This is a genomic window from Actinacidiphila glaucinigra (genome assembly GCF_900188405.1).
GTDB lineage: Bacteria > Actinomycetota > Actinomycetes > Streptomycetales > Streptomycetaceae > Actinacidiphila > Actinacidiphila glaucinigra.
Genome location: NZ_FZOF01000014.1, coordinates 129059 through 147665, shown reverse-complemented (window position 1 = coordinate 147665; position 18607 = coordinate 129059). Strand labels below are relative to the sequence as shown.

General features: G+C 74.5%; 15 protein-coding genes. 10 read left to right on the top strand and 5 right to left on the bottom strand.

What is annotated here, in order from left to right:
* Positions 1-44 precede the first annotated feature (44 nt).
* Positions 45-1229: an acyl-CoA dehydrogenase family protein gene (locus CHF15_RS25690; RefSeq protein ID WP_089226248.1), complete on the top strand. Its 1185-nt coding sequence runs from the start codon at positions 45-47 to the stop codon at positions 1227-1229.
* Positions 1230-1270: 41 nt separating this feature from the next.
* On the opposite strand, the gene CHF15_RS25685 is transcribed toward CHF15_RS25690, so the two are convergent.
* Positions 1271-1720 (bottom strand): cell division protein SepF, encoded by a 450-nt coding sequence (locus tag CHF15_RS25685; protein WP_089226247.1) that lies wholly within the window; start codon positions 1718-1720, stop codon positions 1271-1273.
* Positions 1721-2012: 292 nt separating this feature from the next.
* Between CHF15_RS25685 and CHF15_RS25680 the strand changes: the two genes are divergently transcribed.
* The 3 genes from CHF15_RS25680 (at position 2013) to CHF15_RS25670 (ending at position 5827) form a co-directional block, all read left to right on the top strand.
* Complete coding sequence (locus CHF15_RS25680) at positions 2013-3155, top strand: DUF5685 family protein (protein ID WP_089226246.1); 1143 nt, start codon at positions 2013-2015, stop codon at positions 3153-3155.
* A 561-nt stretch (positions 3156-3716) separates the two neighbouring features.
* On the top strand, positions 3717-4778 hold the full coding sequence (locus CHF15_RS25675; protein ID WP_089226245.1) for a S1 family peptidase: 1062 nt from the start codon (positions 3717-3719) through the stop codon (positions 4776-4778).
* Positions 4779-4927: 149 nt separating this feature from the next.
* The gene (locus tag CHF15_RS25670) at positions 4928-5827 is read left to right on the top strand and encodes a S1 family peptidase (RefSeq protein WP_089226244.1); all 900 of its coding nucleotides are present in this window, start codon (positions 4928-4930) and stop codon (positions 5825-5827) included.
* Between the two features lie 51 nt (positions 5828-5878).
* Here the strand turns inward: CHF15_RS25670 and CHF15_RS25665 are convergent, their stop codons facing one another.
* Entirely contained in the window at positions 5879-7000 is a 1122-nt protein-coding gene (locus CHF15_RS25665) for a winged helix DNA-binding domain-containing protein (protein WP_089226243.1), read from the bottom strand.
* A 62-nt stretch (positions 7001-7062) separates the two neighbouring features.
* Between CHF15_RS25665 and CHF15_RS25660 the strand changes: the two genes are divergently transcribed.
* Positions 7063-8019 carry a helix-turn-helix transcriptional regulator gene (locus CHF15_RS25660; protein ID WP_089226242.1) on the top strand — a complete coding sequence of 319 codons (957 nt, stop codon included), beginning with the start codon at positions 7063-7065 and terminating at the stop codon, positions 8017-8019.
* A gap of 110 nt (positions 8020-8129) precedes the next feature.
* The gene (locus CHF15_RS25655; protein ID WP_089226241.1) at positions 8130-9098 is read left to right on the top strand and encodes a slipin family protein; all 969 of its coding nucleotides are present in this window, start codon (positions 8130-8132) and stop codon (positions 9096-9098) included.
* On the opposite strand, the gene CHF15_RS25650 is transcribed toward CHF15_RS25655, so the two are convergent.
* Positions 9091-9933, bottom strand: coding sequence for a GNAT family N-acetyltransferase (locus tag CHF15_RS25650; protein WP_089226240.1), 843 nt, complete (start codon positions 9931-9933; stop codon positions 9091-9093). The two genes, CHF15_RS25655 and CHF15_RS25650, sit on opposite strands and share 8 nt — an antisense overlap.
* Before the next feature lie 148 nt (positions 9934-10081).
* Between CHF15_RS25650 and CHF15_RS25645 the strand changes: the two genes are divergently transcribed.
* Positions 10082-11197 carry a S1 family peptidase gene (locus tag CHF15_RS25645; RefSeq protein WP_089226239.1) on the top strand — a complete coding sequence of 372 codons (1116 nt, stop codon included), beginning with the start codon at positions 10082-10084 and terminating at the stop codon, positions 11195-11197.
* A gap of 74 nt (positions 11198-11271) precedes the next feature.
* Here CHF15_RS25645 and CHF15_RS25640 read toward each other — a convergent pair whose 3' ends face one another.
* On the bottom strand, positions 11272-11562 hold the full coding sequence (locus CHF15_RS25640; RefSeq protein WP_089226238.1) for a hypothetical protein: 291 nt from the start codon (positions 11560-11562) through the stop codon (positions 11272-11274).
* 285 nt (positions 11563-11847) lie between these two features.
* Between CHF15_RS25640 and CHF15_RS25635 the strand changes: the two genes are divergently transcribed.
* Entirely contained in the window at positions 11848-13065 is a 1218-nt protein-coding gene (locus tag CHF15_RS25635; protein ID WP_322975704.1) for an amidase, read from the top strand.
* On the opposite strand, the gene CHF15_RS25630 is transcribed toward CHF15_RS25635, so the two are convergent.
* Positions 13052-13933: a nuclease gene (locus CHF15_RS25630; RefSeq protein ID WP_089226236.1), complete on the bottom strand. Its 882-nt coding sequence runs from the start codon at positions 13931-13933 to the stop codon at positions 13052-13054. The two genes, CHF15_RS25635 and CHF15_RS25630, sit on opposite strands and share 14 nt — an antisense overlap.
* A gap of 170 nt (positions 13934-14103) precedes the next feature.
* Here CHF15_RS25630 and CHF15_RS25625 point away from each other — a divergent pair, with 170 nt between their 5' ends.
* Together CHF15_RS25625 and CHF15_RS25620 are read left to right on the top strand one after the other, a co-directional pair.
* Positions 14104-17565, top strand: a complete 3462-nt coding sequence (locus tag CHF15_RS25625) for a DNA polymerase III subunit alpha (RefSeq protein ID WP_089226235.1) — start codon at positions 14104-14106, stop codon at positions 17563-17565.
* Positions 17562-18545: a DNA polymerase Y family protein gene (locus CHF15_RS25620; RefSeq protein ID WP_089226234.1), complete on the top strand. Its 984-nt coding sequence runs from the start codon at positions 17562-17564 to the stop codon at positions 18543-18545. The genes CHF15_RS25625 and CHF15_RS25620 overlap by 4 nt, the downstream gene beginning before the upstream one ends.
* Positions 18546-18607 lie beyond the last annotated feature (62 nt).

Sequence of the window (18607 nt, the reverse complement as noted above, 5' to 3'; positions counted from 1 at the left end):
GTAGCTTCGTCGGCGAAGCGCAGTGATCACCGGAGAGGACGACGATGTCCGCTGGAAAGCCGCAGTTCGACCCGTACGACCCGCTCGGCATCGACGACCTGCTGGACGAAGAGGACCGCGCGGTGCGGGACACCGTCCGCGGCTGGGCCGCCGACCGCGTGCTGCCGCACGTGGCGGAGTGGTACGAGCGCGGCGAGCTGCCCGGGATCCGCGAGCTGGCCGTGGAACTCGGCTCGATCGGCGCGCTGGGCATGTCGCTGACCGGCTACGGCTGCGCGGGCGCCTCCGCCGTCCAGTACGGCCTGGCCTGCCTGGAACTGGAGGCCGCCGACTCCGGCATCCGCTCGCTCGTCTCCGTCCAGGGCTCGCTGGCGATGTACGCCATCCACCGGTACGGGTCCGAGGAGCAGAAGCAGCGGTGGCTGCCGCGGATGGCCGCCGGAGAGGTCATCGGCTGCTTCGGGCTCACCGAGCCCGACCACGGCTCCGACCCGGCGGGCATGCGCACCCACGCCAAGCGGGACGGATCCGACTGGATCCTGAACGGCCGCAAGATGTGGATCACCAACGGCTCCGTCGCCGGCGTCGCCGTGGTGTGGGCCCGCACCGACGAGGGCATCCGCGGCTTCGCCGTGCCCACCGACACCCCCGGGTTCTCCGCCCCCGAGATCAAGCACAAGTGGTCGCTGCGCGCCTCCGTCACCAGCGAGCTGGTGATGGACGACGTGCGCCTGCCCGCCGACGCCGTCCTCCCCGAGGTCACCGGCCTGCGCGGCCCGCTCAGCTGCCTGAACCACGCCCGCTACGGCATCGTCTGGGGCGCCATGGGCGCCGCGCGCAGCAGCTTCGAGGCCGCCCTGGAGTACTCCCGTACCCGTGAGCAGTTCGGCCGGCCCATCGGCGGCTTCCAGCTGACCCAGGCCAAGCTCGCCGACATGGCGCTCGAACTGCACAAGGGCATCCTCCTCGCCCACCACCTCGGGCGGCGCATGGACGCGGGCACGCTCCGTCCCGAGCAGGTCAGCTTCGGCAAGCTCAACAACGTGCGCGAGGCGATCGAGATCTGCCGCACGGCCCGGACCGTGCTGGGCGCGAACGGCATCTCCCTGGAGTACCCCGTGATGCGGCACGCGACCAATCTGGAGTCCGTGCTCACCTACGAGGGCACCGTCGAGATGCACCAGCTCGTGCTCGGCAAGGCGCTCACCGGGCTCGACGCCTTCCGGTAGCCGCGGCGGCCGGCGCCGGGTCCCGGCGCCGACGCCGCGGTTCAGTTCTGGTTGAAGAAGCCGTCGCCGCCGCGCTTGCTGTCCGCGTTGACGACCAGGTAGTCGGGCGGGGTCAGCAGGAAGACGCGGTTCGCCACGCGGTCGATGGAACCGCGCAGGCCGAAGGTCAGGCCGGCCGCGAAGTCGACGACGCGCTTGGCGTCGGAGGACTCCATGGCCGTCAGGTTGACGATGACCGGGACACCGGCCCGGAACAGCTCGCCGATGCCGCGGGCGTCCCGGAAGCCGTCCGGGGTGACCGTGGCGATCCGGCGGCCCTGCTCCTCCGCCGAATCGGAGGCCACGCGCACGCGGGGGTCCGTGACCCAGGAGTCGGGGGAGGACGTCTCGGCGCCGTCGCCGTAATCGGCGTAGTCCTCGTCGTAGTACTCCTCGGCGCTGTTGTCGTCGACGAGTCCCAGCCAGGCGCTCGCCCGTCGTACCGATCCCATGGACGCCTCCTCTCGCACGCGGTCAGTTTGCCGTCCGCACCCCTATGGTCGTCCATGATGCGGATGATGCGCCAAGCGGATACCCACCGTGGGGTGGATTCGTGACAGACCTGGTGCATAAATCGCACTAGTGGCCCCCAGTCACCCCATGGAATACGGCTCCTGACGGATCATCGGAAAGAGTCCCGCTCGGTAGAGTGATGCCGCACCGCCGGACAGCCGAACGGGTGGCGTACAGAACGACCAGCCGATGACGTGCTCCATTGCTGCGAATGACGTACGGGGGATTGCGATGTTCGGAATCGTCAGACCGTGCAGGCACCGTCTGCCGGAGAAGCTGGCCATATCGTGGACGGCGCATCTGTGCGGTCTCTGCCTCGCCCTGAGGGATGACCACGGGCAACTGGCCAGGGTCGCCACGAATTACGACGGACTCATCGTCTCGGTGCTGGTCGAGGACCAGGCCGGGCGGACGCGGGACGGACGCCGCACCGCGGGGCCGTGCCCGCTGCGGGCGATGCGGACCGCGCCGGTCGCCCAGGGGGAGGGAGCACGGCTGGCCGCCGCGGTCTCGCTGGTGCTGGCCTCCGCGAAGGTGCGCGACCACATGGCGGACGGCGACGGGGTGCTGGCGCGCCGTCCGGTCGCCGCGGCCGCGCGCACGGTGGCCCGCCGCTGGGACCGCGCGGGCGCCGCGACGGGTTCGGTGCTCGGCTTCGACACCGCGGTGCTGGTGGACGCCGTCGGCCGGCAGACCGCCGTCGAGGCGGCCGCCGGGCCCGGCACGTCCCTGCTGACCGTCACCGAGCCCACCGAGACCGCCACCGCCGCCGCGTTCGGCCACACGGCGGTGCTGGCCGGGCGTCCGGCCAACCGCGCCCCGCTGGAGGAGGCGGGCCGGCTCTTCGGCCGCCTGGCGCACCTGCTGGACGCCGTGGAGGACCTGGACGCCGACGCCGCGGCGGGCGCGTGGAACCCGCTGACCGCCACCGGGATGAGCCTGGACGAGGCCCGGCGGCTGTGCGACGACGCCGTGCACGGGGTCAGGCTGGCGCTGCGGGACGTCGAGTTCACCGACGGCGCGCTCGCCCACGTCCTGCTCGCCCACGAGCTGCGGCGGTCCGTGGACCGCGCGTTCGGCGCCTCGTGCGCCCACCACCCGGGCCCGGGCGGCCCCGGCGGGCCGGTGCAGTCGCCCTGGCTGACCCCCGGCCCCCCGCACCAGCAGGGCCCCCGCCGCGGCCTGCTCGCCGGGTGCGCGGTGTTCGCGGGGCTCTGCTGCACCTGCCAGATCTGCTGCCGGGACCACTACGACGACCCCTGGAGCGGCAGGCGGCGCGAGGGCTGGTGCTCCAACTGCGACTGCTCCGGGTGCGACTGCGGCTGCGGTGACGGCTGCTGCTGCGACTGCGACTGCTGCGGCTGCGACTGCTGAGGGGCCGTGCGGCCCGTTCCCGGCGACGGCGACGGCGTCGCCGGGAACAGGGGCGGGCGCGGGCGCGCGACCACGGGCCGAGGGCGGGCTGGGGCGGCGTCAAGGGGTGTGGCGGCGCGGCGCCTCGTCATGTGCGGGGAAGGCGCGTCGTACGGCGCTGTGGAGGCGTGTTCCCGCGCGAGCGGCGGGGCTCCGGACACGGATCGTGTGGCCGCGCAGCGCGGTGGCGTGCGGCGACCCGGTGGCGTCAGGCCTGGTGCGGGCCGTCCGTTCGCGCCAAACCGGGGGCGGGGCGCGGGGGCGGCCGACGGGTGGCGGGGGCGGCGGGCTCACCAGCTGATACGCCGTCACAGGGGTGAGCGCGGGGGCGTCGTCGGGGCGTTTCAGGGGCGTGACGAGGCCGAAACCCGCCCTTGTGCGCTTGTGCGTGACTCTGAATACTCCCGTGTGCGCAGCATTTGTCAGGGGCACGCCACCCCCACAGTACGGCGGCGCCCTCGCTGCGCCTCACCGGCCCGCGCTACGCGGGTCAACTTCCGTTCCCCCACAGGAGGAAAACGCGTGAGGATCAAGCGCACCACCCACACCCCCGTCCCGAGACGTGCACGGCTGATCGCCGTGGCGTCCGGTCTGCTGGCGGCCACCGCGCTCACCCTGCCCGCCGCTCAGGCCGCTCCCGCGTCCAAGGCCTCCCCCGAGGCCGCGGCCGCGCTCACCACGTCCCTCGGCACCGCCTCCACCGCCGGTTCGTACTACGACGCCAAGGCCAAGGCCATGGTCGTCAACGTCACGAACGACAAGGCGGCCCAGGCCGTCAGCGCGGCCGGCGCGGTCCCGAAGTTCGTGGCGCACAGCACCGCCCAGCTGGAGAAGGCCGGGAAGGCCACCCTCGCCGCGGACATCGCGGGCACGTCGTGGGTCGTCGACCCGAAGTCCAACCGGCTGGAGATCACCGCCGACAGCACCGTCACCGGTGCCGAACTCACCAAGCTGCAGGAGGCCACCGCCTCATACGGCGACGCGGTCACCTTCCGGCGCACGGCCGGCACCTTCAAGCGGCTGATCGCCGGCGGCGACGCCATCTACGGCGGCGGTTACCGCTGCTCGCTCGGCTTCAACGTGCGCAGCGGCAGCACCAACTACTTCCTGACCGCCGGGCACTGCGCCGAGGTCGCCTCGACCTGGTACTCCAACTCCAGCCAGACCACCGTGCTGGGCTCGAACGCCGGCTACAGCTTCCCGACCAACGACTACGCGCTGGTCCGGTACAGCAACACCTCCGTGACCAAGAGCGGCACGGCCGGCAACACCGACATCACCAGCGCCGGCAACGCCTTCGTGGGCCAGGCCGTTCTGCGTGACGGCTCCACCACCGGCATCCACAGCGGTTCGGTCACCGGCCTCAACGCCACCGTCAACTACGGCGGCGGCGACGTGGTGTACCAGATGATCCGCACCAACGTGTGCGCCGAGGGCGGCGACTCCGGTGGCGCGCTGTACACCTCCGGCGGCATCGCGCTGGGTCTGACCTCCGGCGGCAGCGGCAACTGCAGCTCCGGCGGGACGACCTTCTTCCAGCCGGTGACGGAGGCGCTCAGCGTCTACGGCGTCAGCGTCTTCTGACCTTCCGGGAGGTCCACGCCCTCCCTTCCGTCACGGATGTGCCCGGCGGCCCCACGGCCGCCGGGCACGTCCCGTATGGCCCTCTTGTCCGCCGGGCTGATCGTCGCAATACTCCGCGAGGCACCGCATAACCTCGTAGGGGGGAACATATGAGGAACAAGCGCACCACTCCGCGCAGCGGCCTCGCCTCAGGCGCCGCGCTGCCCGGAGCGGCGCTCCTCGGCCTGCTGGCCGCGACCGCGGTGGCCGTGCCGGACGCACGGGCCGCCACCGCCCACGGGGCCTCGGCCGCGCACCTGGCCGCGGCGGGCCTGGCGGCCGAGTCGGCGGACGTCGCGGGCAGCGCCTGGGCGGTCGACCCGGAGAGCGGCGCGCTGGTCATCGCCACCGACGACACCGTCTCGCGCACCGGGCTCACCGCGTTGCGGCAGGCCGCCGGACGGTACGGAGGGACGGTCCGCTTCGAGCGCGTCGGCGGCTCCTTCGAAAGGATGGCCGCCGGCGGCGACGCCGTCCACGGCGGCGGCTTCCGCTGCTCGGTCGGCTTCAACGTCCGCGCCGCCGGCAGCTACTACTTCCTGACGGCCGGTCACTGCGGCCGCGCCGCCACGACCTGGTACGGCGATGCGGCCCGGACCAGGACGCTGGGCACCACCACCGCCTTCAGCTACCCGTACAACGACTACGCCCTGGTGCGCTACAGCGGCTCCGTCGCGCGGCCCGGAAAGGTCGGCCGGCAGGACATCACCAAGGCCGCGCGGGCCCGCGTCGGGGAGGCGGTGAAGCGGGACGGTTCCACCACGGGCGTCCGCAGCGGCACGGTCACCGGGCTCGGCTACACCGTCAACTACGGTGACGGCGACATCGTCCGCGGGCTGATCCGCACCGATCTGTGCGCCGAACCCGGCGACTCCGGGGGGCCGTTGTACGACGGGACCAAGGCGCTGGGGCTGCTGTCCGGCGGCAGCGGCGACTGCGCCAAGGGGGGCACCACCTTCTTCCAGCCGCTGCCCGCGGTCCTCAAGGCGTACGGGGTCGGCGTGTACTGAGCCGCCCCGGGCCGCCGTCCCGGGAGGCGCGCCCAGGGAGGCGCGCCCCGGTCACCCCGTGAAGCGCACCTCCCGCGCCGCGGCCTCCGGCACCGCGAACCCCAGCAGCCGCTCGCCCTCCGCCGCGAGCGCCTTCCGCGCCCCGGCGTCCAGCGGTGCGTGCGGCCGGACGTGGAGCACGGCCGCGCCGCGGGCGGACTGGATCCGCCACAGCCCGTGGACGAAGCCGTCGTGGAGGAAGAAGCCGCGGTTGCTGCCGCTGCCGGGCAGCGGCTGCCCGGCGTGGGGGTCGCGCGGCACGATCCGTGCCCGGTCGGCGTGCGAGAGGGCGATGTTGTCGTACTGCGGCAGGAACCGCGGCGGCGCCGGTGTCCCGGGGTCGGGGAAGGGCGCGCCGGGGACGTCGTACAGGGCGGTGCCCTTCTCGTCGCGGTAGACCCGCAGCCCCGGGCGGAGCCGGTCCATGACCGCGCGGAGCCCGGTCAGCCCCGACCAGACGGCGACGTCCCCGGCCGACGCGGGGCCGAAGGCGGCGAGGTAGCGCAGGACCGCCGCGTCCGGCGCGGAGCCGTCCGCGAGGTCGAAGTCCCGGCCGAGCCACCGGTCGGCCGGGGTCTGCAGGGCAGCGCCGGAAGTGCGCCACAGGCCGCGCGGCGGCGGCTGCACGGTCGGCACCCGTGCCATGGCGGCCAGCGCGAGCGGCAGCCGTTCGCGGTCCGGCCAGCGCTCCCGCAGGGCGTCCCCGAGCCGGCTCGGGGACAGCGGGCCGTCCTCGAGGAGCATCCGGCCCGCCCCGGCCACCTCCGCCAGGTCCAGCCCCGCCAACTGCCGCCGGAACTGCCCGAGCAGGCGCCGTTCGAGCACGTCCTGCACCACCGGGCGCAGCGCCACGCAGTCCCGCGCCGTCACCAGGTGCACCGTCCACCGCAGCAGCGACATCCGCACCGCCCGCCGGTCCGCGAGCATCCCGGACAGCTCCTGCGGTGCGAAGTCCTCGATCCGGGACCACAGCGCCACGTAAGGGTCCTGCGGCTCCTGCGCCTGCAGTCCCACCAGTCGCTCGACCATCTCCGCGGCGCCGGTGGGCACCCGGCCCAGCAGCGACTGCCGGGCCAGCAGGGAGCGGTTGAGCGTCCGGCGGTCCAGGACGGTGCCCTCGGGGATGGTCTCCATGGGTGTCACGGTAGGCCGGAATGAGGTCAGGAACCGTCCGCGATGCCTGCCAGACTGCTGCCGTGCTGGAAACCTCCGCCCGACTGCTGCGCCTGCTGTCCCTGCTCCAGTCCCGGCGCGACTGGACGGGGCCCGAACTCGCCGAGCGCCTCGACGTCACCGCCCGGACGGTGCGCCGCGACGTGGAGCGCCTGCGCGCCCTCGGCTACCCCGTGCACGCCACCCCCGGCACCGCCGGCGGCTACCGGCTGGGCGCGGGCGCCGCACTGCCCCCGCTGCTGCTCGACGACGACGAGGCGATCGCGGTCGCGCTGTGCCTGCGCACCGGCGCCGGCGGCAGCGTCGAGGGCATCGAGGAGACCTCGCTGCGCGCGCTGGCCAAGCTGGAGCAGGTGCTGCCCTCCCGGCTGCGCCGCCGGGCGCAGGCCATGGAGGCCGTCGCGGTCGTCCGGCCCGCGTCCCAGCCGGGCGCCGTCGCCCAGGAGGTGCTGACCGCGATCGGCGCCGCCTGCCGCGACCACGAACGGCTGCGCTTCGACTACCGGGCGCACGGCGGCACCGCGAGCCGCCGCACGGTGGAGCCGCACAGCCTGGTCCACCACGGCCGCCGCTGGTACCTGCTCGCCTGGGACACCGACCGGCAGGACTGGCGCACCTTCCGTGTGGACCGGATGGACCCCAGGTCTCCCACCGGCCCCCGCTTCGCGCCCCGGCGGCCCCCGGCGGACGCCGCGTCGTACGTCGCCCGGGGGGTCACCTCGCGGGCCTACCGCCACCAGGCCGTCGTCGTCGTGCACGCGCCCGCCGAGGCCGTGGCCGAGTACGCCGGGTACGCGACCGTGGAGTCCACCGGGCCGGACAGCTGCGTGCTGCGCACCGGTTCCGAGTCCCTCGACGCGCTCGCCGTCTACATCGGCATGCTCGGCGTCGACTTCGAGGTGCGGGAGCCCCCTGAGCTGGCCGAACGGCTGCGGGTCGTCGCGGACCGGCTCGCCCGGGCGGCGGGTGCGCCGCGGTAGGCCGGGCCGGGCCGCCGGCGGGTTCGTAACGGGGCATCCCGGCCCGTATCCGGCGGGTTACCCGCGAGGTACCGTGGAAGTACTGCGATTCCGGACCCCAGGGGGCCGTGATGGTCGTCGAGTTGATAGCCGCCGTGCTCTCGGCAGGAGCGTTGTACTTCGTGGCCGGGGCCCGTGTGGTGCAGCAGTTCGAGCGGGGCGTGGTGTTCCGGCTCGGCCGGGTCAGGGGCGGGGTGCGGACCCCCGGATTCACCATGATCGTGCCGGTCGTCGACCGGATGCGGAAGGTGAACCTGCAGATCGTGACGATGCCGGTGCCCGCCCAGGAGGGCATCACCCGCGACAACGTCACGGTCAAGGTGGACGCGGTGGTGTACTTCAAGGTCGTCAACGCCACCGACGCGATCATCAACGTCGAGGACTACCGGTTCGCCGTCTCGCAGATGGCGCAGACCTCGCTGCGGTCGATCATCGGCAAGAGCGACCTGGACGACCTGCTCTCCAACCGAGAGAAGCTCAACCAGGGGCTGGAGCTGATGATCGACAGCCCGGCCATCGGGTGGGGCGTGCAGATCGACCGCGTGGAGATCAAGGACGTCTCGCTCCCGGAGACGATGAAGCGCTCGATGGCCCGCCAGGCCGAGTCCGAGCGGGAGCGCCGGGCCCGGATCATCAACGCGGACGCCGAGTTCCAGGCCTCCAAGAAGCTCGCCGACGCCGCGGCGGTCATGAGCGACACTCCCGCCGCGCTCCAGCTCCGCCTGCTGCAGACGGTCGTGGCCGTCGCCGCGGAGAAGAACTCCACGCTCGTGCTGCCCTTCCCGGTGGAACTGCTGCGCTTCCTCGAGCGCGCCCAGCAGGGCCCGTACCCGGCGGTCGAACAGCAGCCGGCGCCCGCACCCCGTGCGGCGGCAGCGCCTCCCCGCGGCCCCGCGCCGAGGGCCGCCGCCGACCTGCCCGAGTCCGGCGTTCCGCCGGCGGAGCCCGCCGAGGAGCTCCCCGTCGACCTGCGCGAGACCCTCGCGGCGGACCCGCTGCTGGAGACCGTCCGGCCGCAGCGGCCCCCCGACGTCAGCTGAGCCCGTCCTCCGCCCGCGGCACGTCGGGCCGCCACACGTACGGCACGGTGACCGCCACCGGCAGCAGCCCCAGCCGGGTCAGGATCGGGGCGCTGTCCGGGGACGCGTCGACCTGCACGAAGCGGTGACCCGCCGCGACCGCCAGCCGGGCCCGGTGCGCCACCGTCGCCCGGTAGGCGGCGCGTCCCCGCCACTGCGGCAGGGTGGAGCCGCCCCACAGCGACACGAAGTCGGTGCCCTCGTGGAAGCGGGCCCAGCCGGCGCAGACCACGGTGCCGTCGGCGGTCTCGGCGACGACCACCACGCAGGGGTCGCCGGGCCCCGACACCTCGCTCTCCAGCATCCCCGGCAGCCAGTCGTGGGGCACGCCCCAGACCGTCTCCTCCATCCGCCGGACGCGCTCGAAGTCCGCCCGTGAGGTGACCTCCCGCAGCGCCAGACCCTCCGGCAGCACCGGGGCGGCCGTCAGCGCCGCCGCCTCGCCGACCAGCACCGTCTCCGGTTCCTCCGGCACGAAGCCGGCCGCCACCAGCCGGTCCGGCAGCCCCGCGGGCAGGTCGTGGGCGTGGTACTTCCACTCCACCGGCATGCCCAGCGCGGCGTAGTGGTCCCGCTGCCGGGCGATCAGGGCGTCCAGCCCGGGGCCGTCGAGTCCGCCGAGGTCGCGGTAGTCCAGGAACCCCGTCTCCCCGTGCTCGTAGGTCTTGCGCAGCAGCGGTCCGTCGCGTTCCACCGAGCGGAACCGCGAGAGGTCGGCGGGCACGCGGGCGCGCAACTGCCGGTCGTAGGCGGCGCGGTACTCCAGCGCCACGAGGGAGGGGTCGAAAGTGCTCATCGGGCGGATTCCACCACAACCGTGACCCCGGACGCGAGCGGATCGGCCGCGGTGAACGCAACGGGGCGGGGCCGCGTATGTCAGGCGGAACCACGCTTCCCCCTGCGCCCGACGATCCGGCCTGTATCCCCCCACAGGAGGTCACGAGTTGAAGCACAAACAGATAGCGAAGAGGAAGATCGTGTTCGTCGCGGCCGGTGCCGCCGCCATCGCGGCAGCGGCCGTACTGCTGCCCAACGCCAACGCCTCGCAGTCCGCCGCGCAGGGCCCGCAAGCCCCCGCGCCGAAGCGGCTCGGCGCCGCGGCCGCCGCGGAACTCGCCTCACGGCTCGGCGCGGAGTTCGGCCCGTCCATCGCGGGGGCGTACTACGACGCGGGCAGCGGGCGGCTCGTGGTGAACGTGGTCGCCGGGGACGGCGGCGACGTGGCCGCGCGGGTCGCGCAGGCCGGCGCCGCGACCCGGACGGTGGAGAACAGCGCCGCCGAACTGACCTCCGCCGCACGGACCTTGAAGCAGCGCGCCACGATCCCCGGTACCGCCTGGGCCGTCGACCCCCGGACGAACCGGATCCTGGTCACCGCGGACCGCACCGTCACCGGTGGCAGGTGGGACACCCTGGAGTCCACGGTGCGGTCCCTGGGCGGCGGCATGGCCCGGATCCAGAAGTCCGCGGGCGAGTTCAAGCCCCTCGTGGCCGGCGGGGACGCCATCTTCGCCGACGGGGCGCGCTGTTCGCTGGGCTTCAACGTCGTCAAGGACGGCGCCCCGGCCTTCCTCACCGCGGGCCACTGCGGGGTCGCCTTCGCGAACTGGTCGGACAGCCAGGGCGGGGCGCCCATCGCGACCGTGCGGCAGGCGACCTTCCCGGGCGACGGCGACTTCGCGCTCGTGACGTACGACGACCCGAACACCCAGGCGCCCAGCCAGGTGAACCTCGGCAACGGCCGGGCCCTGGCCATCGACGGGGCCGCGGAGGCCGCCGTGGGCCAGGAGGTGTTCCGGATGGGCAGCACCACGGGGCTGAACGGGGGCACGGTCCTCGGGCTCGACGCGACGGTCAACTACCCGGAGGGCACCGTCACCGGGCTGATCCAGACCGACGTCTGCGCCGAACCGGGCGACAGCGGTGGCGCGCTGTTCACCCGTGACGGCAGCGCGATCGGTCTCACCTCCGGCGGCAGTGGGGACTGCCAGGCGGGCGGGGAGACCTTCTTCCAGCCGGTGACCACGGCGCTGGCCGCGGTCGGGGCGCAACTCGGCTGACGTCCACGTGTTCAGGCGGGCCCCGGGCTGCGGCGGAGTCCGGGGCCCGGCCGTGTGCGGCCGGGCCCGGGGGGTCAGCGGAACCGGCGGTGCAGGGGGAAGGCCATGACCGTCGCGCCGACGTGCACGGCCCGGTGCGCCGGGCGCGGCGCCTTGGCCTCCTCGTGCAGGCCGACCAGCAGGGCCGCCAGCCGGTGCCGGAAGTCGTCCCAGACCTCGGCGTCCTCGTCCTCCGGGTACCGCGGGGGCCGTGTGCCGCACGGCGGTTCCACCAGACCGGCGGCCGCGAGGCGGCGCAGGTGGCCCACCATGCGCAGCCGGCCGGGGTGTGCCACGGGTCTGGAGATGGTGTCGGTCGCCGTCATGGCGGTCAGTAAATCGTGCCGTCCCCTTGCCTTCGCAACCCCTGAGTAGCCACTGGGGTGACGTACGCGTGACGCGGGTTGACGTATGGGACGGGGGAGCACCCGCGTGACATCGGGACGTGACGAATCTCGCACCGATGCGGTGTTTGGGCCGTCCGGGAGGACGCGTACCCTCGCGCCCCTCCCGGGCCCCGGCCCGCCCCGCCCCGGCCGCGGGGCCCGGCGGGCGGGGCGATGACGCCGTGCCCGGGGAAGGCGGGGGCTTTTCGGCGTAGCGTGGCCGCCGTGACGGATCTGGTGGCACGGACTTGTGACCGTATCGACCGGCTCGACGCCCGGATCAAGGCGTTCGTGCGGGAGCCGGACCGGCGGGGCCGGCTGGCGGCCGAGGCGGCCGGGGCGCCGCCGGGGGTGCTGTCCGGGGTGATGGTGGGCGTCAAGGACATCGTCCGGATCGACGGGATGGAGACCAGGGCCGGGTCCGCGGTGCCGCCGGAGGTGCTGGCCGGGCCGCAGGCACCGCTGGTGGACCGGCTGCGGGCGGCCGGGGCGCTGGTCGCGGGGAAGACGGTGACGGCCGAGTTCGCGGTGACCGCGCCGGGGCCGACCCGCAATCCGCACAACACCGCCCACACGCCGGGTGGTTCGAGCAGCGGCTCGGCGGCCGCGGTGGCGGCGGGCATGGTGCCGCTGGCGGTCGGGACGCAGACCGTCGGCTCGGTGGTCCGGCCCGCGGCCTACTGCGGGGTGGTGGGCTTCAAGCCGACCTTCGGGCGCGTCCCGGTGGACGGGGTGATCGCCAACGCCCCGAGTTTCGACACGGTCGGGGTGCTCGCCAAGGACGTCGCGATGGCGGCGCGCGGCGCGTCCGTCCTGTGCGACGACTGGCGGGAGCCGCCGGCCGGCGAGGACCGGCCGGTGCTCGGCATACCCGCGGGCCCGTACCTGGAACGGGCCGGGGCGGAGGCCCGGGAGGCCTTCGCGGCGCAGGCCGGGCGGCTGGAGTCGGCGGGCTGGACGGTGCGCGAGGTGCCGATGATGGCGGGCCCGGGTGAGTTCGAGGCGGTCGTACGGCAGTTGTACGTCATGAACCGCTACGAGGTGGCCCGTACGCACGCCGAGTGGTTCCCCCGGCACGGTCACCTTTACCGCGAGCAGACGGTCGCCGCCATCCGCGAGGGCCGTGCCGTCGGCCGCGACGACTACGAACGGGCCGTGGGCGAGCGCCGGATCCTCCGTGAGCGGTTGCTGGCGGCCATGGGGGAGGTCGACGTCTGGCTGGCACCGTCCGCCACCGGCCCTGCCCCGTTCGGGCTGGGCAGCACCGGCGACTCGGTGATGTGCCTGCCGTGGAGCAACGCGGGCTTCCCCTCGGTGAGCCTGCCCGCCGGGTTCGCCGCCAACGGCCTGCCGCTGGGCCTGCAGGCCGTCGGGCGCCCCGGCGAGGACGAGGAACTGCTGCGGTGGGCCGCGGCGTTCGCCTCGGTCGTCAGGCCTCGGTGAAGACCAGGTCCTCGACCGGGACGGTCATCCGCACGGTGTGGTCGCCGGTCACCTCGACGACGTGGTGCAGTCCCCGCACCTGCGCGCGCGGGGTGTCCGAGGACAGGATCCGGTAGGTGTCGGCCGCCCCGGCCAGGAAGGCGCGGAAGGCGCTGAGGGAGGGCTCGCCGAGGGCGAGGTAGTCGAAGAGCCGCCGGAAGAGTTTGGGGACGAGCACCGCGTCGTCGGTGAGCGAGGAGAGTCCGGTGACCTTGGCGCCGGTGGTGCTCACGTCGTCCGGCCACAGCCCCCTGCCCGCGTCCCGGGCCTGCCGGGCGACGTCGGTCAGCTCGCGGCGCAGGTCCTCGTAGAGGTTGCTGTAGAAGGTCGGGTAGGCCAGGCCCTCGGCGACCAGGTGGTGGTTGACGGTGGCGCGCAGCAGCGGCACGCCGACCGTGACCTCCTGGCCGCTCTTGGTGCCCTCCGGCAGCGCGCCCCGGCCGGCCAGGGCGACGCAGCGGCCGTGCACGTCCACCCCGCCGGTGAGGATCCAGCCGGGGACGCTCTCGGGACTGGCGGCGACGACCCTCTCGCCGCCGGGCGCGCGCTCCACGGCGGTGAAGCCGAGCCAGCGCAGCAGCTCGTCGCGGGCCGCGTGGGCGAAGGGCAGCGGCTGGTGGGCCGGGGCGGAGGTGGGCCCGTAGTGGGTCTCCAGCGCGTCGACGGCGTCCAGCCGCAGCTTGCCCCGGCAGGAGTTGGTGAGGTCGAGCCCGAGACCGCCCCTGACCCGGTTCCAGTCGGGGTGGCGGGTGGGGACGAAGCCCACGGTGTCCCCGTCCGGCTCGGTGTTCTTTATCTGGAAAGAGCCCTTGACCAGCAGCATCGGCATGGCGACTCCCCGTCGGGGTGCGAGCGTCGGTGACGTCGTGTGCATGAAACCACGCGGAGGGTGGCGGAGGACAGGGATCCGGCGCGTCTTCGTACATGTGTTCGACAAGTGGTCTATGGTGGGTGGCAGAGGGTTCGGAACGGGGGAGGCGTGAGCGGTCGGAGGTGCGTATGGCGGGATTCACGCACCTGCACACCGTCTCCGGCTTCTCGCTGCGGTACGGGGCCTCGCACCCCGAGCGGCTCGCCGAGCGCGCCGCCGAACGGGGGATGGACGCGCTGGCGCTGACCGACCGGGACACGGTCGCCGGGGTGGTGCGCTTCGCCAAGGCGTGCGCGCGGGCCGGGGTGCGGCCGCTGTTCGGCGCCTCCTTGGCGGTGCCGGCGGCGTACGCGGGGGAGGGCGCCGTACCGCAGGCCGGCCCGCCGCCCGCCCGCCGGCGTACCCCGGTGCGTGGCGGGGCCTTCGTGCCGGAGGCGACCGACCGGGCGGTGTTCCTCGCCCGGGACGGCCGGGGCTGGGGCGCGCTGTGCCGGCTGGTCAGCGCCGCCCACACCGACGGCGGCATCGGCTGGGAGGACCTGGGACGGGAGGGGCTGTACGTGCTGCTCGGCGCGGACTCCGAGGTCGGCCGCGCGCTGGCGGCCGGACGTCCCGACCGTGCCGCCAGGCTGCTGCGCCCCTGGCGCGAGGTGTACGGGGACGCGCTGCGCCTGGAGGCCGTGCACCACGGCCGCACCGGCACCGGGTACGGCTCGCTGCGGCTCGCCGCCCGTACCGTCGGTTTCGCCGTCGAGCAGGGCGTCGTCCCGGTGCTGACCAACGCCGTCCGCTACGCCGACCCCGGCCAGGGGGAGGTGGCCGACGTCCTGGACTCGGCACGCCGCCTGGTGCCCGTGGACGTGCGCGACGCGGGGGGCCTGGACAGCGGCGAGCGCTGGCTGAAGGACTCCGGGGACATGGCGCGCACCGCCGAGCGGGTCGTGGAAGCGGCCGGGTTCACCCGCGGCGACGCCCGCCGGCTGCTGCGGGCCACCGAGGAGACCGCCGCGGGCTGCGCCGTCGACCCGGAGGAGGACCTGGGGCTCGGGCAGGTGCACTTCCCCGAGCCGGAGATGGTCGGCGCCGGCGCCCGCACCGCCGACCGCGTGCTGCGCTCCCACTGCGCCGCCGGGATGGTCCGGGAGGGCCACGACCGGGACCCGGAGTACTGGGCGCGGCTCGACCACGAACTGCGGATCATCGAGGGGCTCGGCTTCGCCTCGTACTTCCTCACCGTCGGCCAGGTGGTCGCCGACGTGCGGGAGATGGGCATCAGGGTGGCCGCGCGCGGCTCGGGCGCCGGCTCGCTCGTCAACCACCTGCTGGGCATCGCCGCCGCCGACCCCGTCGAGCACGACCTGCTCATGGAGCGCTTCCTGTCCGGCAGGCGCGCCTCCCTGCCCGACATCGACATCGACGTGGAGTCCGCCCGCCGGCTGGAGGTCTACCGGCGCATCCTGGACCGCTTCGGCGGCGAGCGGGTCGCCACCGTCGCCATGCCCGAGACCTACCGAGTCCGGCACGCGGTGCGCGACGTGGGCGCCGCCCTCGGGATGGACCCGGAGCAGACCGACCGGCTGGCCAAGGCCTTCCCGCACATCCGGGCCCGCGACGCGCGGGCCGCGCTCGCCGAACTGCCCGAGCTGCGGCAGGTGGCGGGGGAGGACCACGGCCGGCTGTGGGAGCTGGTCGAGGCGCTGGACGCGCTGCCGCGCGGGGTCGCCATGCACCCCTGCGGGGTGCTGCTCTCGGACGCCGGCCTGCTGGACCGCACACCGGTCGTGCCGACCAGCGGCGAGGGCTTCCCCATGTCGCAGTTCGACAAGGACGACGTCGAGGACCTCGGGCTGCTCAAGCTCGACGTGCTCGGGGTGCGCATGCAGTCCGCGATGGCGCACACCCTGGACGAGGTGGAACGGACCGGCGGCGGCCGGATCGACCTGGACCGCATCCCGCAGGGCGACCCCGCGACGTACGAACTGGTCCGCTCCGCCGAGACGCTGGGCTGCTTCCAGATCGAGTCCCCGGGCCAGCGCGACCTGGTGGGGCGGCTGCAGCCGGCCACCTTCCACGACCTGGTCGTGGACATCTCCCTCTTCCGTCCCGGGCCGGTCGCCGCCGACATGGTGCGGCCCTTCATCGAGGCCCGGCACGGCCGCACGCCCGTCCACTACCCGCATCCCGACCTGGAGCCCGTGCTGCGCGAGACCCACGGGGTCGTCGTCTTCCACGAGCAGCTCATCGGCATCATGTGCGTCATGACCGGCTGCGACCGGGGCTTCGCCGACGAGGCCCGGCGGGCGCTGTCGGACGAGACCCGGCAGGGGCGGCTGCGGGCCTGGTTCGCGGACGCGGCCCGGGAACGCGGCTACTCCCGCGAGGTCATCCGGCACACCTGGGAGATCGTCTCGGCCTTCGGCGCGTACGGCTTCTGCAAGGCGCACGCCGTCGCCTTCGCCGTGCCGACCTACCAGTCCGCCTGGCTCAAGGCGCACCATCCGGCGGCCTTCTACGCCGGGGTGCTCACCCACGACCCCGGGATGTACCCCAAGCGGCTGCTGCTCGCGGACGCCCGGCGGCGCGGGGTGCCGGTGCTGCCGCTGGACGTCAACCGGTCCGGCGCCGCCTATCGGATCGAACCGGTGCCCGGAGAGGGGGACGGTACGGAGGTGTGGGGGCTGCGGCTCGCGCTCTCCGAGGTGCACGGCATCAGCGAGGCCGAGGTCGCCCGGATCACCGCCGGACAGCCCTACTCCTCCCTCCAGGACCTGTGGGAGCGCGCCCGCCCGGGCCGCGCCGCCGCCGAACGCCTCGTCCAGGTCGGCGCGCTGGATCCCTTCGGGGGCAACCGCCGCGACATGCTGCTCCAGGTCGCCGAGGTGCACCGGCAGGGCCGGGCCTCCGCGTACGACGGCCAGCTCACCCTGACCGCGGGGGCGGGCGAGCCGGCGTTCGCGCCGATCGGCCTGCCCGACATGGACGACGGCGAACGGCTCGGCGCCGAACTCGGCGTCCTCGGCATGGACGCCTCCCGCCATCTGATGGACGACCACCTGGCCTTCCTGGAGGAGCTGGGCGCGATCCCGGCGAACCGGCTGCGCGAGGTGCGGCACGGCGGGACCGTGCTGGTCGCCGGGGCCAAGGCGGCCACCCAGACCCCGCCCATCCGCTCCGGGCGCCGGGTCGTCTTCACCACCCTCGACGACGGCACCGGCCTGGTCGACCTCGCCTTCTTCGACGACAGCCACGAGGCCTGCGCCCACACCGTCTTCCACTCCTGGCTGCTGCTGGTCCGCGGGGTGGTCCAGCGCCGCGGACCGCAGAGCCTGTCCGTCGTCGGCGCCGCCGCGTGGAACCTGGCCGAGCTGGTCGAACTGCGCAAGGAGGGCGGCCTGGAGGCGGTCGCGGCACGCCTGGCCGAGACCCCGGGCGAACCCGCCGACCTCCCCGCGCCCCCGCCCGAGGGCCGCCGGGTCCGGATGTCCACCGGTTACGAGATGCACCCCTGGGCCGATCTGCGGCCCGCGGGCGAGGGCGCTCCGACCGGCCGCAAGCTGTGGCACTCCAGCCCGGGGAGCGCGGGACGATGACGGACGACCTGCACGTGCTGTACGTGCACTTCCACGCCGCCGAGGCGCTGTACGAGCGACTCCTCGCGCTGCTCGGCGGCTTCACCCCCGTCGTCCAGGCGCTGCCGCCCGACGCCGCGCTCGCCGACGTCCGCGGGGCGCTGCGCTACTTCGGGCGCGACGCCGCCGAACTGGCCACGCTGCTGCGGGTGCGGCTGCTCGCGCTCCACGGCGTGGACTGCACGATCGGCGTAGGGCCGAACCCGCTGCTCGCCCGGATGGCCGCACAGGGGGGACCGGAGGGCGCGGTGCGCGCCGCGCCCACCGACCCCGCGGCCGTGGCGGCCTTCCTCGCCGAGCGCCCGGTGGCGGCGCTGCACGGCGTCGGCCCGGCGACGGCACGGCAGTTGGGCACGTACGGCCTGGACACCGTGGGACGGGTCGCGGCCGCGCCCCTGAGCACCCTGCAGCGGATCCTGGGCGCCGCGGCGGGCCGCAGGACGCACGAGCGGGCCCGCGGCATCGACCCGGCCCCGGTCGTCCCGAACGCCCCCGCCCGCTCGGCCGGTGCCGAACGCCGCTTCGGCCACGACGAGCTGGACCCGGTGCGGCACCGCCGCGCCCTGCTGTCGCTCACCGAGGAACTGGGCTCCTCGCTGCGCGCGTCGGGCCGGGTCACGCGCTCACTGACCCTCACCGTCCGCTACGCCGACCGCTCCACGACCACCCGCACCCGCGCGCTGCCCGAACCGAGCGGCCACGGCGCGGCCCTCGCAGATGCCGCGTACCGGCTCTACGAGGGGCTGGGGCTGCAGCGCGCCCGGGTGCGCGGACTCGCGCTGCGCGCCGAGGGGCTGACGGACGCCGGCCTCGCGACGCTGCAGCTCAGCCTGGACCCGGGGGACGAGAAGGCGCGCCGGATCGAGGCGGTCGCGGACCGGGCGCGGGCCCGTTTCGGCCCGCGGGCACTGATGCCCGCCACGCTGTCGGGTGCGGCCTGACGGCCCATTATCACATCGACGTGAAGCCGACGTGATGAATTCTTTACCGACCGGTAGCTGGC